The sequence below is a fragment of the Lentzea kristufekii genome (genome assembly GCF_033949925.1).
GTDB classification, from domain to species: domain Bacteria; phylum Actinomycetota; class Actinomycetes; order Mycobacteriales; family Pseudonocardiaceae; genus Lentzea; species Lentzea kristufekii.
The window spans coordinates 240,215-255,509 of the sequence record NZ_JAXAVV010000014.1 but is presented as its reverse complement, the minus strand read 5'-3'; the positions used below and the strand labels follow the sequence as shown (position 1 = coordinate 255,509).

19 protein-coding genes and 1 tRNA gene are annotated in these 15,295 nt (G+C 68.9%); 14 read left to right on the top strand and 6 right to left on the bottom strand.

Annotation, left to right across the window (positions count from 1 at the left end; all coding sequences use genetic code 11):
* Both speB and SK571_RS28080 read right to left on the bottom strand, forming a co-directional pair.
* A partial coding sequence (gene speB / locus SK571_RS28085; protein ID WP_319987082.1) for an agmatinase occupies positions 1 to 932 on the bottom strand: 932 nt, incomplete at its 3' end.
* On the bottom strand, positions 929 to 2,371 hold the full coding sequence (locus SK571_RS28080) for a sodium:solute symporter (protein WP_319987081.1): 1,443 nt from the start codon (positions 2,369 to 2,371) through the stop codon (positions 929 to 931). The genes speB and SK571_RS28080, both read right to left, overlap by 4 nt.
* A gap of 82 nt (positions 2,372 to 2,453) precedes the next feature.
* Here SK571_RS28080 and SK571_RS28075 point away from each other — a divergent pair, with 82 nt between their 5' ends.
* The 7 genes from SK571_RS28075 to SK571_RS28045 all read left to right on the top strand — a co-directional run bounded on the left by SK571_RS28075 (position 2,454) and on the right by SK571_RS28045 (position 8,750).
* Positions 2,454 to 3,788: a PucR family transcriptional regulator gene (locus tag SK571_RS28075; RefSeq protein WP_319987080.1), complete on the top strand. Its 1,335-nt coding sequence runs from the start codon at positions 2,454 to 2,456 to the stop codon at positions 3,786 to 3,788.
* Positions 3,789 to 3,931: 143 nt separating this feature from the next.
* Positions 3,932 to 4,003 (top strand) — tRNA-Glu (locus tag SK571_RS28070).
* Between the two features lie 119 nt (positions 4,004 to 4,122).
* Complete coding sequence (locus SK571_RS28065) at positions 4,123 to 4,785, top strand: SAM-dependent methyltransferase (protein WP_319987079.1); 663 nt, start codon at positions 4,123 to 4,125, stop codon at positions 4,783 to 4,785.
* Between the two features lie 365 nt (positions 4,786 to 5,150).
* Entirely contained in the window at positions 5,151 to 5,798 is a 648-nt protein-coding gene (locus SK571_RS28060) for a DUF4383 domain-containing protein (RefSeq protein ID WP_319987078.1), read from the top strand.
* An 87-nt stretch (positions 5,799 to 5,885) separates the two neighbouring features.
* Entirely contained in the window at positions 5,886 to 6,566 is a 681-nt protein-coding gene (locus SK571_RS28055) for a M50 family metallopeptidase (protein ID WP_319987077.1), read from the top strand.
* A 61-nt stretch (positions 6,567 to 6,627) separates the two neighbouring features.
* Entirely contained in the window at positions 6,628 to 8,361 is a 1,734-nt protein-coding gene (gene argS / locus SK571_RS28050) for an arginine--tRNA ligase (protein WP_319987076.1), read from the top strand.
* A 71-nt stretch (positions 8,362 to 8,432) separates the two neighbouring features.
* Complete coding sequence (locus SK571_RS28045) at positions 8,433 to 8,750, top strand: WhiB family transcriptional regulator (protein WP_090072333.1); 318 nt, start codon at positions 8,433 to 8,435, stop codon at positions 8,748 to 8,750.
* Here SK571_RS28045 and SK571_RS28040 read toward each other — a convergent pair.
* Positions 8,723 to 9,520 carry a SigB/SigF/SigG family RNA polymerase sigma factor gene (locus SK571_RS28040; RefSeq protein WP_266040748.1) on the bottom strand — a complete coding sequence of 266 codons (798 nt, stop codon included), beginning with the start codon at positions 9,518 to 9,520 and terminating at the stop codon, positions 8,723 to 8,725. The two genes, SK571_RS28045 and SK571_RS28040, sit on opposite strands and share 28 nt — an antisense overlap.
* On the bottom strand, positions 9,517 to 9,915 hold the full coding sequence (locus SK571_RS28035) for an ATP-binding protein (RefSeq protein ID WP_266040747.1): 399 nt from the start codon (positions 9,913 to 9,915) through the stop codon (positions 9,517 to 9,519). Before SK571_RS28035 ends, SK571_RS28040 begins: the two co-directional genes overlap by 4 nt.
* Before the next feature lie 137 nt (positions 9,916 to 10,052).
* On the opposite strand from SK571_RS28035, the gene SK571_RS28030 reads away from it, so the two are divergent.
* A complete protein-coding gene (locus SK571_RS28030; RefSeq protein WP_319987075.1) occupies positions 10,053 to 10,715 on the top strand; it encodes an ATP-binding protein in 663 nt (220 codons plus the stop codon).
* Here the strand turns inward: SK571_RS28030 and SK571_RS28025 are convergent.
* Positions 10,712 to 11,068, bottom strand: coding sequence for an STAS domain-containing protein (locus SK571_RS28025; protein WP_319987074.1), 357 nt, complete (start codon positions 11,066 to 11,068; stop codon positions 10,712 to 10,714). The genes SK571_RS28030 and SK571_RS28025 overlap by 4 nt on opposite strands.
* A 142-nt stretch (positions 11,069 to 11,210) precedes the next feature.
* The gene (locus SK571_RS28020; RefSeq protein WP_319987073.1) at positions 11,211 to 11,879 is read right to left on the bottom strand and encodes an ANTAR domain-containing protein; all 669 of its coding nucleotides are present in this window, start codon (positions 11,877 to 11,879) and stop codon (positions 11,211 to 11,213) included.
* Positions 11,880 to 12,132: 253 nt separating this feature from the next.
* Here SK571_RS28020 and SK571_RS28015 point away from each other — a divergent pair, with 253 nt between their 5' ends.
* The 6 genes from SK571_RS28015 (at position 12,133) to SK571_RS27990 (ending at position 15,248) form a co-directional block, all read left to right on the top strand.
* Positions 12,133 to 12,348 (top strand): hypothetical protein, encoded by a 216-nt coding sequence (locus tag SK571_RS28015; RefSeq protein WP_266040743.1) that lies wholly within the window; start codon positions 12,133 to 12,135, stop codon positions 12,346 to 12,348.
* 106 nt (positions 12,349 to 12,454) lie between these two features.
* On the top strand, positions 12,455 to 13,036 hold the full coding sequence (locus SK571_RS28010) for a CDP-alcohol phosphatidyltransferase family protein (protein ID WP_319987072.1): 582 nt from the start codon (positions 12,455 to 12,457) through the stop codon (positions 13,034 to 13,036).
* A gap of 42 nt (positions 13,037 to 13,078) precedes the next feature.
* Positions 13,079 to 13,462 carry a glycine cleavage system protein GcvH gene (gcvH, locus tag SK571_RS28005; protein ID WP_319987071.1) on the top strand — a complete coding sequence of 128 codons (384 nt, stop codon included), beginning with the start codon at positions 13,079 to 13,081 and terminating at the stop codon, positions 13,460 to 13,462.
* A 113-nt stretch (positions 13,463 to 13,575) separates the two neighbouring features.
* Complete coding sequence (gene garA / locus SK571_RS28000; protein WP_030476302.1) at positions 13,576 to 14,034, top strand: glycogen accumulation regulator GarA; 459 nt, start codon at positions 13,576 to 13,578, stop codon at positions 14,032 to 14,034.
* A gap of 48 nt (positions 14,035 to 14,082) precedes the next feature.
* Complete coding sequence (locus SK571_RS27995) at positions 14,083 to 14,622, top strand: MerR family transcriptional regulator (protein WP_319987070.1); 540 nt, start codon at positions 14,083 to 14,085, stop codon at positions 14,620 to 14,622.
* Between the two features lie 152 nt (positions 14,623 to 14,774).
* Positions 14,775 to 15,248 carry a bifunctional nuclease family protein gene (locus SK571_RS27990; protein ID WP_030468959.1) on the top strand — a complete coding sequence of 158 codons (474 nt, stop codon included), beginning with the start codon at positions 14,775 to 14,777 and terminating at the stop codon, positions 15,246 to 15,248.
* Positions 15,249 to 15,295: the final 47 nt, after the last annotated feature.

The following is a 15,295-nucleotide window of genomic DNA, read 5'->3' as shown; positions in this document are numbered from 1 at the left end:
CCCTCCTTCAGTGCCAGCAAACTCACCAGGTCGTAAGCCACGTGCGAGGCTGCCACAGAAGTGATGTCCGCGTGGTCGTAGGCGGGCGCCACCTCGACCACGTCCGCCCCCACCAGGTTCAGCCCGCGCAGCCCGCGCACGATCTCCAGCAGTTCCCGCGAGGTCATCCCGCCCGCCTCGGGCGTCCCGGTGCCGGGGGCGTGCGCCGGGTCCAGCACGTCGATGTCGACCGACACGTACAGCGGCCGCGATCCGATCCGCTGCCGCAACGCGTCCACGGTCTCGTCCACGCCCCGCCGCATCACGTCCGACGACGTCACGATGCCGAACCCGAGCCGCCGGTCGTCCTCCAGGTCCTTCTTGCCGTACAACGGTCCGCGCGTGCCGACGTGCGAGATCGCCTCGGTGTCGAGGATGCCGTCCTCGACCGCGCGCCGGAACGGCGTCCCGTGCGTGTACGGCTCGCCGAAGTAGGTGTCCCAGGTGTCGAGGTGCGCGTCGAAGTGCAGCAGCGCCACCGGCCCGTGGATCCGCGAGACCGCCCGCAGCAACGGCAGCGCGATCGTGTGGTCACCGCCGATGGTGACCAGCCGGGTGCCGTCGCGCTGCAGGTCCGAGGCGGCGCCCTCGATCGTCTCGATGGCCTCGCCGATGTGGAACGGGTTGACCGCGATGTCCCCGCCGTCCACGACCTGCAGGCGTTCGAACGGCGACACGTCGAGGCCGGGGTTGTACGGGCGCAGCAGCCGGGACGCCTCCCGCACGGCCGCGGGCGCGAACCGCGCGCCCGGCCGGTACGAGACGCCGGTGTCGAACGGGACTCCCACCACCGCGACGTCCGCGTGGGCCACCTGGTCGAGGCGCGGCAGCCGGGCGAAGGTCGCCGGGCCCGCGTAGCGCGGGACCCGCGAGGAGTCGACGGGGCCGATCATGCGTTCACCAGTTCCTCTTCGGTCGCGTCACCGGCCACCCGGCGGTCCCAGTTCGCGAGCACCGCCGGATCCGTGGCGGGGGTGGCGAGACTGACCACGACGTACGTCACGAAGGACGCGCCGAGGCTGTAGTAGATGGCTTCGTTGGCGTACACGTCCACGAACACCATGAACCCGATCGCCGTCAGCGAGCCGGCCGCCATCGACGCCATCGCGCCGAGCCGGGTGCCGCGCTTCCACACCAGGCCGCCGATGATCGCGACCAGCAGACCGCCGACGAGGATGTTGTAGGCGACGGTCAGCGCGGCCACGACGTCGTTGAGCGCCACCGCGATGGCGATCGCGACGACACCGATCACGAGCGTGAACATCCGGTTGTCGTGCACGTCGGAAGCAGCGTTGCGACCGGCCTCCGCCTTGCGCCGCCAGATGTCGTTGGACGCCACGGTGGCGCAGGCGATGAGGGCGCCGGACGAGGTGGACATCATCGCGGCCAATGCGGCGGCGAGCACGAGTCCGCGCACACCGGTCGGCAGCAGGTTCTCCACGATCGTCGCGAACGCCTCGTCCTTGTTCGCGATGTCCGGGTACAGCGCCTTGCCCGCGAGGCCGATCAGCGCGCCCGCGACGGCGTAGACGAGGCAGTAGAGACCGGACGTGATGCCGCCCCAGGTCGCGACCTGGGGCGACTTGGCGGTGAACACGCGCTGCCAGATGTCCTGGCCGATCAGCAGGCCGAACACGTAGATCAGCAGGTAGGTGACGATCGTGCTGACGCCGATGTTGCCGACCTCGAACATCGCCGGGTCGTTCAGCCGCTGCTGGATGCCGTCGAAGCCGCCCGCGGTGGCGAGGCTGATCGGCAGCAGCAGGAACAGGATGCCGACCGTCTTCACGACGAACTGCACGATGTCGGTGAGCGTGATCGACCACATGCCGCCGAGCACCGAGTACAGCACCACGATGCCGCCACCGATGATCACGCCGACGGACTTCGGCAGTCCGAAGAGGACGTTGAAGATCGTGGAGTACGCGATCGTGGACGTGACGGTGAGCATCAGCGTGTACGCCGCCATCACCAGGCCGGAGACCATGCTGGAGTTGCCGCCGTAGCGGAGGTCGAGCATCTGCGAGACGGTGTAGACCTTCAGCCGGACGATCCGGCGCGCGAAGAGCGCGCTCAGCAGCAGGATGCCGAGACCGATGGCGAACACCATCCAGGCGCCGGAGACGCCGTACTTGTAGCCGAGCCCGACACCGCCGATGGTCGACGCGCCGCCGAGCACGACGGCCGACATGGTGCCGGAGTACATCGTGAAGCCGAGCCTGCGTCCGGCGACCAGGTACTCGCTCTTGCTGGTGGCGCGGCGCATGCCCCACCAGCCCATGCCGATCATGCCGAGCACGTAGGCGGCGATCACCGCGTAGTCGAGAGCCACTGTCGGACCTCCTTGGGTTGCAGGTCACAGTAGGAACGCGTGCTGGCGCCGGTAAGTGGTCGTTGTGCACAATCGGCAGACCATGGTTGTGCAAACCGTCCCGCTGAAGGACCTCGTCGCCCGAGTCGACCTCGGGCTGACCGTCCTGTGTGGAGCCGGCGCGCTGGACCGGCCGGTGCGCTGGGCGCACGTGTCCGAGCTGGAGGACCCGACGCCGTACCTGGTCGGCGAGGAGCTGCTGCTCACGGCCGGCGTGCGGTTCCCGTCCGACGTGCCCGCGTACGTCGCCGGGCTGGTGGCCTCCGGCGTCTCGGCGATCGGCTTCGGCGTCGAGCCGGAGTTCCCGACCGTGCCGTCGTCGCTGGTCGAGGCCTGCGATGCGCAGGGGATGCCGCTGCTGGAGGTGCCGCCGTCGACGCCGTTCCTCGCGGTCTCGCAGGCACTCGGCGCGTTGCTCGCGGAGATCGCCGTGCGGGAGCAGCGGATGCTCGCCGACAGCCAGCGCGCGCTGACCCGTGCCGCGACCCGCGTCCGTCCTGTCGAGTCGGTGCTGACGACGCTCGCGGTGGTGCTGAACTGCCGGGCCGACCTGGTGGATCCGGCCTCGGCGCCGCAGGACGTCGCCTCGCTCGCCGCACGGGTGTCGTCCGGCCGGGGACCCCGTTCGGCCTCGGCCCAGGTGGGTGAAGACCACGTCACGCTCGACCCCGTCGAGTCCGCGGTGCTGGTCGTGCGACGGGGGACACCGCTGTCGCCCGCCGAACGGGCCGTCGTCGCGGTGGCGCTGGCGTTGCTCGGGCTGCTGCGCCGGGACCTGGAGAGCGAACGCGGCCAGATCGCCCGGCTCGCCGCCTCGGCCTTGCTGCGGTCACAGGTGTCCGAAGTGGACGGTGTGCTCGGTCCCGGTCCCCACCGGGTGGTGGCGGGACGGTCGCGGGCCGACTACGACGTGCTGGCGCAGCGGTACGGGCCGCTGGTCTCGGTGCGGGACGGCGGTTTCCTGGCGCTGGTGGCGTCGGGGGTGGAGGTGTCGGGGCCGGTCGGGGTCTCGTCGCCGGTCGCGGAGACCGGTGTGGAGCGCGCCGTGGACGAAGCCACGGCGTTGCTCGCGCGCGCCCTGGCCACCGGCGAGCCCGCCCTCCCGGCGTCCGGCCTGTCCTCCCTGGTGGACCCGGTCGCCGCCGGGGAGTTCGCCCGCCGCGAGCTCGCGGCGCTCCTCGGACGCCCCGAACTGATCGACACGCTGAGGGCCTGGCTCGCCCAGCACGGCAGCTGGGACCGGGCCGCGACGGTGCTCGGCGTGCACCGCAACAGCGTCCGGCACCGGATCGCCCACGTCGAACGGCTGCTCGGCCGTGATCTTGGAACGGCCGACGCGCGAACCGCTCTCTGGCTCGCGCTGGCGTGGCTCGATTAATTCCTTTGCGGCAGGTGTGCGCTCTCGGTCATCATTGTTCACATGATCCGAGCAGATGAATGGGCCGGAGCGCCCTCCAAGCTTTGACCTGCTAGTTCACTTTCTTCTATTTCTACGAGCATTTTGTGTCAATGCTCGTTCTCGGCGTGTTCGTCTAGTGGTCAGGACGTCGGATTCTCAATCCGGAAACACGGGTTCGATCCCCGTACGCGCTACGTGGCCCGGTCTTCGTGGGGTGGACCGGGCCCTCCCGCGAGAGGGTCCATGTCAGACGGACCCAAAGAATCTTCGAAAACTTCGCCCGAATGGTCTAGGCGCCAGTTACGCTCTGCGAATGGCTGCGGTCCCCGCCTTCGCACGCTACGAGGTCGACGTACGTCGGCCGAACGCCGCGCGCATCCATGACTTCTACCTCGGCGGCGCGCACAACTACGCCGCCGACCGCGCGTTCGCCAAGCAGGCCGTCCGGATCGACCCGGAACTGCCGCTCGTGACCCGCGCTCAGCGCACGTTCCTGCGTCACGCCGTCCGCCACTGCTGGGCGGCGGGCGTGCGCCAGTTCCTCGACCTCGGCTCGGGCATCCCGACGTGCGGTGCCACGCACCAGACACTGCCGGACGCCAGGGTCGTCTACGTGGACTCGGACCCGGTGACGGTCGCGTTCTCCCGCGGGCTGCTGCGCGGTGAACCGCGGGCGTGCGCGATCGAGGCCGACCTGCGCCGCCCGGACCAGGTGCTGCGCCATCCGGGCGTGGTGTCCCACCTCGACCTGCGTGAGCCGTACGCGGTGCTGATGGTCGACGTCCTGAGGTACGTCGACGACGCCACCGGGCCCGGCCGCGTCGTGCGCCGCTACCGGCACGCGCTGCCCGCAGGCGGGTTCCTGGTGGTGTCGCACCCGACGCCGGTCGAGCAGCTCATGGAAGGCCTGTCGATCGAGGCACCGGCCGTGGTGCCCGGCGCGTACGCGGGCATCGGCCGCAAAGGCCCGCGCTAGTAGGGCGTCGCGGCTTAGTTGTGCTCTGCTGAGTCGGGCAGGGCAGGGCACGCGGCTGGGCGGTCTGGCCACTCGTTGCCGAAGCCCCGGATGGTCGCGCTCTCACGTGGGTCGCCGCCGAGTTGGCGGTAGAAAACTGCTGGCGCAAACGTTTGCTGATCACCCCAACTGCCGCCAACTGTGCAGGTGGCAGCGGCGAGAGCGCGATCTTCATGATCGAAGCGCGGTCACCGACCGGCATCACTCCCACCGTCACCATCCCAAGAGATCGCTGTGACGCTCTACCGGGGCCGCCGGGCCGGACGTTTGGTCCTTGTGAGGCCGGGGTAGTCCGCCGAGCGACAAGACGGAGCCTGGAGGGCGTCATGACCCACCGCATCAAGGTCGCCGGTCTTCAGCCGGTGCAGGTGCTGGCCGGACTGGCCGGCATCGCGTTCATCGTGTTCGGCGTCGTGGGCTTCACCCGCACCGGGATCGGCGACTGGGCCACCCAGTCGTTCGTGCTCGGGTTCTCCGTGAACCCGTTGCACAACCTGGTGATGGTGGCCGTCGGCGTGCTCGGTCTGCTCACGGCTCTCGGTTCGGGCCTCGCGCGGATGTACGGCTGGCTGCTGTTCGCCGGCTTCGCCGCGCTCTTCGTGTGGGACCTGATGATCACCGGGATCCTCGCCCAGAACCCGGCCGAGCAGTACGGCAACCCGTTGGCGGTCAACGTCAACGACAACTGGCTGCACCTCGGCATCGCGCTGTTCGGTCTGCTGCTCGCGGTCATGCCCGCGCGCCGCAAGCTGATCGAGGACGAGGAGCCGGTGCTGCCGGAGCCCCGCTCGGAGGCGTTCCGCGACGAGCGGGACGGATCGCCGCGGGTCGAGCAGATGGACCCGACCGTCAGCACCTCGCCGATCACCGAGCCGATCCCGGCCGGACGGCGGCACGAGGAGCCGATCACCCAGCAGCAGGCCGCGGTCGATCCCAAGACGGAGCGGGTGAGCAAGGACAAGATCAAGCACTGACCTGGGGGAGCACCAGCCCCTGTTCGGCACAGACGCGCCGTGAGAGCCCACATGCGGCTCTCACGGCGCGTCTGTTTCGATGTCGCGATGCCTTCCGAGTTGCTGACCGACGAAGTGCTGATCACGTGGGGAACGGCGGCCGCCGCGTTCCTGGCCGTCGCGTTGCACGGGATCTGGCGGGTCACCCGCAACGTCATCACCATCGCCCACGAGGGCGGGCACGCCCTGCTCGCCGTGCTGACCGGACGGCGGCTGAGCGGGATCAAGCTGCACTCCGACACGTCCGGGCTCACCGTGTCGCGCGGCAAGCCCCGCGGGCCGGGAATGGTGCTGACCGCGGTGGCCGGGTACGTCGCGCCGTCCCTGCTCGGGTTCGGCGCGGCCGTGCTGATCACCAACGAGCAGATCCAGCTGATGCTGTGGATCAGCATCGGGTTCCTCGCCGCGATGCTCGTCATGATCCGCAACGTGTTCGGCGTGCTGTCCATCATCATCACGGGCGGCGTGTTCTTCTTCGTCTCCTTCTACGCCTCCGCCGAGGTCCGGGACGCGGCCGCGTACGTGTTCGCCTGGTTCCTGTTGCTGGGCGGTGTCCGGCCCGTGTGGGAGCTGCAGGTCAAGCGGTGGCGCCGGCAGGCCCCCCGCTCGGACGCCGACCAGCTCGCCTGGCTGACCGGGGTGCCCGCGCTGGGGTGGGTGACGTTCTTCGGGGCGATCAGCATCGCCGCGCTCGTCGGCGGCGGGGCGCTGTTGCTCGGGCGGTGGTGAACGGAGTTTGCCGCGGGTGAAATACTCGGGTGAACAAGCCAGCGGTCGAGAGGTGGGTTCAGTGCTGCGTGGGGATGTCGGGCTCGAACTGGGCCAGCGGGTCGCGCGGGCGTTGCGCGTCGCCCTGGACGTGGACATCACCGCCGAGGAAGCGCTGATCCGACCGTCCAACCGAGACGGTGCCGACTACCAGTGCAACGTCGCGATGAGCCTCGCGAAGAAGGTCGGCAGGAACCCGCGCGAGGTCGCCGGCCTCATCGTGGAGCACCTGGACGCCCAGGACGCGGTCGAGACGGCGGAGATCGCCGGCCCCGGCTTCATCAACCTGACGCTGCGCCGCGAGTGGCTGGAGGCCGAGGCCGCGAAGCTCCTCGCGGACGACCGCCTCGGCGTGCCCGCGACCGACGAGCCCCGCCGGATCGCGATCGACTACAGCAGCCCCAACGTGGCCAAGGAGATGCACGTCGGGCACCTGCGCTCGACGATCATCGGCGACGCGTTCTGCCGCCTGCTCACCTTCGCCGGGCACGAGGTCATCCCGCACAACCACCTCGGTGACTGGGGCACCCCGTTCGGCATGCTCATCGAGCACCTGACGGACGAGGGCCACGGGGCCGACCACGAGATCAGCGACCTCAACGCGTTCTACCAGCAGGCGCGCCAGAAGTTCGACAACGAGCCGGGCTTCGCGGACCGCGCACGGCGCCGCGTGGTGCTGCTGCAGGGCGGCGACGAGGCGACGCTGAAGCTGTGGCACGAGCTGGTGGGCGAGTCGCAGCGGCACTTCAACCAGGTCTACGAACTGCTCGGCATCGGCCTGACGGCCGAGGACAACTACGGCGAGAGCTTCTACAACCCGTACCTCGCGGACACGATCACCGAGCTGCAGCAGAAGGGTCTCATCGAGACCAGCGACGGCGCGCTGTGCGTGTTCCCGCCGGGGTTCACCAACCGCGAGGGCGACCGGCTGCCGCTGATCGTGCGCAAGAGCGACGGCGGTTACGGCTACGCCACCACCGACTTCGCGACCGTGCGGTACTGGGTGCGGGAGCGCAAGGTCGACGACCTGATCTACGTCGTGGGCACGCCGCAGGCCCAGCACTTCCAGATGATCTTCGCCACCTCGAAGCAGGCCGGGTGGCTCGACGACGCGCACACCGCCGTGCACACCGGGTTCGGCACGATCCTCGGGTCCGACGGCAAGACGATCCGGACGCGGGCCGGCGGCACGATCAAGCTGATCGACCTCCTCACCGAGGCGATCGAGAACTCGTACCAGGTGATGCCGGAAACGTCCGAAGTGGAGGGTGAGGAGAAGGCCGCACTCGCCCGCACGCTCGGACTCGGCGCGGTGAAGTACGCGGACCTCTCCAACGACCGGGAGAAGGACTACGTCTTCACCTGGGAGAAGATGCTCGCCAAGACCGGCGACACGTCGGTGTACATCCAGTACGCGAACGCGCGCATCCTGTCGATCGTCCGCAAGGTCGGGCGTGAGGCGTCCCAGGACGCGCCGCTGGTGCTGCGGGAGCAGGCCGAGCGGGACCTCGCGTTGAAGCTGCTGCAGCTGCCCACGGCGATCCAGGCGGCCATCGACGAGCTCGCGCCGCACAAGCTCACGACCTACCTGTTCGAGACGGCGACGGCGTTCTCCACCTTCTACAACCACTGCCCGGTGGCGACGGCGGAGACGCGGGAGTTGCAGGATTCGCGCCTGCACCTGCTCACGCTGACGTCGCGAGTGCTCACGCTGGGCCTGTCCCTGCTGGGTATTGGCGCACCCGAAAGGCTGTAACGGGTTTATCCCTGGTCAGACCGAGGTACGCAGTGATCGCAACTCTTTCCCCTAGTCCTCAGGGAGTCGCGATGACCTGCACCACTCGTCTGCCCAAGCCGGTCACCGAGGTGTGGGACTGGCAGATGGACGGCCTGTGCCGCGGCGAGAACAGTGCGATCTTCTTCCACCCCGACAACGAACGCGGCTACGCGCGGGCAGCGCGTGAGGACAAGGCGAAGGCGATCTGCGGGCATTGCCCCGTGCTCGAACGATGCCGGGCCCACGCGCTCGAGGCTCAGGAGCCGTACGGCGTGTGGGGCGGCATGGGGGAGGACGAACGGCGCCAGATCGTCAACGCGGCCCGGCGCCGTGTTCGTGCCTACTCCTCCAGCACGTCCCGCAGCTGACGCAACGTCTTCGCGAGCAACCGCGAGACGTGCATCTGGGAGATGCCGACCTTCTGCGCGATCTGCGTCTGGGTCATGTTGCCGAAGAAGCGCATGACCACGATCTTGCGTTCGCGCTCCGGCAGCTTCTCCAGCAACGGGTGCAGCGCCTCGCGTTGCTCGATCATCGCGATCTCGGGGTCTTCCTCGCCGATGGTCGAGCCCAGCGAGATCGACGAGTCCTCCGACATGAGCATGTCGTCGAGGGACGCGCTCTGGTAAGCGTTCCCGGCCGCGAGGCCCTCGTGGATCTCCTCGCGTGACAGGCCCAGGTGCTCGGCCAGTTCCGACGGCGTCGGGGCACGACCGAGTGACTGGGACAGCCGCGAGGTGCCCGCGTTGATCGCCAGGTGCAGCTCCTTGAGCCGCCTCGGCATCCGCACCGACCAGCTGGAGTCGCGGAAGTACTTCCGGACCTCACCCATGATCGTCGGCACCGCGAACGACAGGAAGTCGCTGCCGCGTTCGGGGTCGAACCTGTCCACCGCGTTGATCAGGCCGACCGTCGCGACCTGCACCAGGTCCTCGTGCGGTTCACCGCGGTGGCCGAATCTGCGGGCGATGTGCTGGGCGACCGGGAGGTGTTCGGTGACGAGCCTGTCCCGCAACGTCTCGCGCGCCGGGCCGTCAGGCGTCCCGGCGAGCTCGGCGAACAGCGGCGCCAGGTGGTCGTAGTCACCCGACCGGGCCTTCTTCTCCTCGGTCTTGGTCGCCTCTTCCGATCCGGTCACGCATCCACCGCCCCTGCCGTGGACTTCACGAGGTTGATGTGGACCAGGAACCCTTCGCTCTCCTCGACTCGCGTCTGCACGGAGTCGACGAGCGCGGTCAGCACCCGCCAGCCGAAGCTGGCCTCGTCGGGACCTGCCGCGGACTTCGCGGAGATCTTCGCCGCGACGTGGACGGCGCCCTTGTCGTCCACCGCGAAGTGGCAGCTGAGCACGGCGTCCTGCGCCGCCAGCGTGATCAGCGTGGAACAGGTCTCGTCCACGGCGAGCTTCAGGTCCTCGATCGAGTCGAGGTCGAAGTCCTGCCGCATCGCGATGTCCGCCGCGACCGCACGCACGATGGACAGCTGCGTGGGATCCGCCGCCATCCGGAGCTCGACGCCTGACAATTGAGTCACAGCCACCTCGTAGTCCGTTCTGCTTAGGGACGGCATGTCATTGCCGTACCCGAATCGATCTCATTTCACACGTGTACTGACTGGGCGCCCAGGGAAGTCACCTGCTGAAGGCAACCAACCGGAGGAGCGCTGTGCTTGTGCACGAAGATTTCCTGGCCCTCCGATTCCCGGCGGACGCGCACGAGGTGGCGCCTGTGCGGCACCAGCTCCGCGAATGGCTGCACGGTGCCGGTTTCGGTGAGGACGAAGCGAGCGATCTCGTCCTCGCGGTGAGCGAGGCGGTCAACAACTCGGTGGAGCACGCCTATCCGGGGGCCGCGAGCGGCACCGTGGAGGTGCGTGCCCACTGCGAACTCGACGGCTCCGCCCACGTGGACGTCACCGACCACGGGCAGTGGCGCGTGCCGCCTCCGGCGATGACCATGCGCGGCCGGGGTTTCCTGCTCATGCGGGAAAGCGTGGACGACGTCGAGATCCACCGCAGGGCGAGCGGCACGACCGTGCGCCTGCGGCGGGCCCGTTCGCCCGTCCTGCCCGTGGCCAGAGCGGCGCCTGAATGCGACGTCCAGATCCACGAGACCTCCTCCGGCGTAGTAGCGGTCGTGCGCGGGAACGTGCCTGTCGAGGCAGGTCCGTCGCTGCGCCGCACGCTCACCACGGCGGCGCGTGGGGGCACCGTGCCGTTGACCGTCGAGCTCAGCGGGCTCGGCGTGGAGAAGGGCGGGGTCGAGCAGGCCCTCCACGACGTCGCCGAGGCGCTCAGCGCGGCGGGCAACCGACTCGTCGTCCGCAGGCGCTAGGCCAGGGCGGAGTCGACGGAGTCGTGCAGGCTGAAGACCTCGCCGAGCCCGGTCGCCTCCAACGGACGCGTCACGGCCCGCGCCTTCGCCACGACCTTGAGCGTGGCCTCCTCCTGCTGCGCCCGCCTCGCGGCCTCGACGAGCACGGCCAGTCCGGCGGAACCGAGGAACGTCACACCGGTCATGTCGACGACGAAGACGCCACCGTCGCCGAGACCGTTGACGAGGGCGTCGCGCAACGACGGCGCGGACACCATGTCGACCTCACCGGAGACGGCGAGGACGGTGACTCCGGGCGCCGGCTGCCGCACCTTCAGCTCGATCTGCTCCGCACGCGGATCCTGCACAGTCACCGAAGTACTTCCTCTCGAATACAGGAAGCCGCCACGCAGCGGCCCCGATGCGGCTGGTGGCTCAACCGCTGCGGACACCACCGTACGGGAGTGGCCGCTCTACAGGACAGGTCGAGACGTCCATACCCGGACAATGGTCGGTTCAAACGCGTAGCGCGTCCCACACTCTTCGCGCGACCTCGAAAGCGGCAGGCGGGGGCTCGACGACTTCCTCCGCGCTGTCCTCCAGCGTCCCACCGACGACCAGCACCAGCGCGGTGGCCACGTCCCGCAGTTTCACGTTGGCGCGCTGGCTGGCTCGCACGAGCAGTTCGAACGCCTCGCCGGGCGTGCACGGCCGTGCTCCCATGACCAGGCCCTTCGCCTGTTCGATGTAACGGCGGTGCTGCACCATCCGCACCATCTGGTCCGCGCGCAGCACCTCGCCCGAGCAGAACTCGACGACCGCGGCCGCCGTCGCCACGAGCGGCTCGATCTCCTCGATCGCCTTGAGGTCCTCGACCTGGGGCGCGTGCGACAGGTAGACGGTCAGCACGACCGGCCCGCTGTCGCCCCAGCTGCCCGGCACGGCGACGACGTGCGTGCCGCCGACCTCCCCGGACACCTGCCGTTCGTCGCGTGAGGCGTCGACGAGCGGCCCGGCACCGGCGCTGAGCTGCTCGGCGTCCAGTTCGACCGCGGCCCCGATGGAGCGCAGCAACGTGCCGTCCGGCCACACGCTCAGGCCGACGCCCTCGCAGCCGTCGAGCCGCGAGCACAGGTGGTCCATCAACCGGGAGATGAGCTCCGCACCGAATTTCACCTGGTTCACGCCATGAGGTTAGGCCCTGCCGATCCCGGACGGACGGTGTGCGGTCATCGGCGTACGACGAACGGTTGCGCAGGCAAGGACCTCGTCATCCGTCGCGCTTCGGGCCCGAACAGCTCGGCGCGCGGTTTGATCCAGTTAACGCTAAGGACCCAAACAGGACACGTGTTCTGAACCACAGTCGGTCAGAATTCGTTCTCAGGGATAACGCCGGAGCCCCGGTGCGCGACATCCCTGATGTCACGGAGGGACTGAAATGAGAACCGCCATGGAAACCCAGCCGCAGCAGGACGCAGAGTCCGATTCCGCGCTGCCGACCACGCCGTGCAGCGTGGTGTGGAGCCGGGGTCACGCCTACGTGCTCGAGGGTTTCCGCGCCCGCTGGGTGGGTCGCGACGACCGGGGCCGTCCGCACGCCATCAGCGGCGCGGAGATGCAGCGCCGCGGCTGGACGTTCACCCGGACAGCCTGAGCGCCACCCCGCAAGAACGAACGATCCGCATACCCGCGACCAGTCGCACAGCGTGCCGTGACGCCATCCGGCAGCCCTTGCGCAGTCACTCGTTTAGAGTGCGGGTGTGCGTGATCCGGCTGATCGCCTGCTGACGATTCCGAACCTGCTCAGCGTGCTGCGGCTGGCCGGTGTTCCGCTTTTCCTGTACCTGTTGCTCGGACCCCGCGAAGACGGCTGGGCGCTGCTCATCCTCATGTTCGCGGGGTTCTCCGACTGGCTCGACGGCAAGCTCGCGCGCTGGCTCAACCAGATGAGCAACCTCGGCGCGCTGCTCGATCCCGCGGCCGACCGCCTCTACGTGTTCTGCACGTTGCTGGCGTTCGTGATCAGGGACATCGTGCCGCTCTGGGTCGCCCTCGTGCTGGTCGGGCGAGAGGTCGTCGTCGGCATCTGCCTGCTGATCCTGCGGCAACGCGGCTGGGGCACGTTCGAGGTGACGTACCTGGGCAAGGCCGCGACCTTCAACCTGCTCTACGCCTTCCCTCTGCTGCTGATCGCGCAGGGCGACTCGGCGTGGGCGCAGGTCGCCCAGCCGGTCGCCTACGCGTTCACGGTCTGGGGCGGAGCCCTCTACCTGTGGTCGGCGCTGCTGTACGTCTACCAGTTCTTCCTGGCCCTGCGGGTCACACCTCGCACGGTCGCGTGAAAAGATCACCCCATACAGGTTCAGCACGAGGAGCGCAGTCAGTTGATTCCCGAGGAGCTTCGTTACACCGAGGAGCACGAGTGGATCGCCAGCACAGGCGAGAACACGGTGCGCGTCGGCATCACCGACTACGCCCAGGAACAGCTCGGTGACGTCGTCTTCGTCCAGCTGCCCGAGGTCGGTCACACCGTGGCGGCGGGTGACACGTTCGGCGAGGTGGAGTCCACCAAGAGCGTGTCCGACCTCTACTCGCCGCTCGACGGCGAGGTGACCGCCATCAACGACGCGTTGGTCCAGTCGCCGGACGCCGTCAACACCGATCCGTACGGCGAGGGCTGGATGGTCGAGATCAGGCTGAACGACCCCGAGGCGCTGGAAGGCCTGCTGGACGCGGACGCGTACAAGGCGTTGGTGGAGAAGGAGTGACGTCGATCTTTCGCCGGATCTTCGGCCGGAAGGGGAGCCGCGCTGAAGGCGGTGACCCCAACGCGATAGGTTTTACCGGAAGTGACGGATCCAGCAGCAGGAGGAGAGCTCAGGTGAGCACGAACGACGGCCCAGGCGTTCCGCCGGAGCAGTCCCCGGAGCGGACCTCCGTCTTCCGGGCGGACTTCCTCCAGGAGATGGAAGGCGGCGCCGAGGCGCCCGCACAGGAGCCGGCCGTTGCCGGTGTTGACGCCCTTCCCGCCGGTTCCGCGCTGCTCGTGGTGAAGCGCGGCCCGAACGCCGGTTCCCGGTTCTTGCTGGACCGCGACACGACGAGCGCCGGGCGCCACCCCGACAGCGACATCTTCCTGGACGACGTGACGGTCTCGCGCCGGCACGCCGAGTTCCGCCGGGAGAGCGGCGAGTTCGTCGTCATCGACGTCGGCAGCCTCAACGGCACCTACGTCAACCGTGAGCCGGTCGACCAGGCCGTCCTCGCGAACGGCGACGAGGTCCAGATCGGCAAGTTCCGCCTCGTCTTCCTGACGGGTCCTGGCTCCGCGGGAGCCTGACGCGTGACGGCCGGGCGGCCACAACGCGGGGCCTCGAGCATCGGAGCTGTGCTCGCACAGCTTCGGCCCGAGTTCCCCGACGTCACCATCTCCAAGATCCGCTTCCTGGAAGCGGAGGGGCTGGTCCGCCCGGCACGCACCGCCTCCGGCTACCGCCAGTTCAGCGTGGCGGACGTCGAGAGGTTGCGGTTCGTGCTGTCCGCACAACGCGACAGGTACTTGCCGCTCAAGGTGATCCGCGAGCAGCTCGACGCCACCCCGGTGGACTCGGGCTCGATCTCGCGGCTCGAACTGCTGGCCCAGACCGGTTTCAGCGCGGAACAGCTGGTCCAGCTGGAACGCGACGGCCTGCTGCGCCCCGGCCCCGGCGGCCGCTTCACCACCGACGACGTCACCGCGCTCCGCACGATCCGGACGATGACCGGACTCGGCGTCGAGCGCGAGCACCTGCGCGCGGTCCGCGCGGCAGCGGATCACGAGGTGGTTCTGCTGAAGTCGTTCTCAGATTCCGAGACGGTCCGGGAATTGGCCGGCCTCTTCACCTCGTTGCACTCGTTGTTGGTGCGAGCGGGCTTGCGGCAGTCCTGATCAGTCGGTGGAGTGTGCCTTCTTGATCACGATCTGCCCGCAACAATTGAGCACTCGGCCCGCTTGGCGGGTAGCGTCGGAGAGGTACGCCGGGGGATGCTCGGGTGTGAAACCGGGTCGTCCCCGAACGGATTAGAGGGAGGCGAGGCCCGATGAGCGAAATGCGTGTCGTCGGCGTGCGGGTGGAGCTGCCCCAGAACCAGCCGATCCTTCTTCTGCGCGAAACCGAGGGCGAGCGGTACCTGCCCATCTGGATCGGCAGCGTTGAAGCCACGGCGATCGCGCTGGAGCAGCAGGGCGTTCGTCCTGCTCGACCGCTCACCCACGACCTCCTCAAGGACGTCATCGGGGCGCTGGGGCGCAACCTCGAACAGGTCCGGATCACCGACCTGCAGGAGGGCACGTTCTTCGCGGAGCTGGTGTTCGACGGCGACGTGCGGGTCTCCGCGCGGCCTTCGGACTCGGTGGCGCTGGCGTTGCGCGTCGGTGTGCCGATCCACGCCGAGGAGTCCGTGCTGGCCGAGGCGGGCCTGATCATCCCGGACGAGCAGGAGGACGAGGTGGAGAAGTTCCGCGAGTTCCTCGACTCCGTCTCCCCCGAGGACTTCCGCGGCGCGGACACGTAGACACGGCGGGGGTGCGGACGCCTGAGTTTTCAGGGTGTCGCACTCCG

Bases quoted from the DNA above. Each gene is read 5' to 3' on its own strand.
- SK571_RS28065 (WP_319987079.1), top strand. From the start codon at position 4,123: ATGGCTGCGGTCCCCGCCTTCGCACGCTACGAGGTCGACGTACGTCGG.
- SK571_RS27990 (WP_030468959.1), top strand. From the start codon at position 14,775: ATGAGCGAAATGCGTGTCGTCGGCGTGCGGGTGGAGCTGCCCCAGAAC.
- SK571_RS28060 (WP_319987078.1), top strand. From the start codon at position 5,151: ATGACCCACCGCATCAAGGTCGCCGGTCTTCAGCCGGTGCAGGTGCTG.
- SK571_RS28055 (WP_319987077.1), top strand. From the start codon at position 5,886: ATGCCTTCCGAGTTGCTGACCGACGAAGTGCTGATCACGTGGGGAACG.
- SK571_RS28075 (WP_319987080.1), top strand. From the start codon at position 2,454: ATGGTTGTGCAAACCGTCCCGCTGAAGGACCTCGTCGCCCGAGTCGAC.
- SK571_RS28045 (WP_090072333.1), top strand. From the start codon at position 8,433: ATGACCTGCACCACTCGTCTGCCCAAGCCGGTCACCGAGGTGTGGGAC.
- SK571_RS28015 (WP_266040743.1), top strand. From the start codon at position 12,133: ATGAGAACCGCCATGGAAACCCAGCCGCAGCAGGACGCAGAGTCCGAT.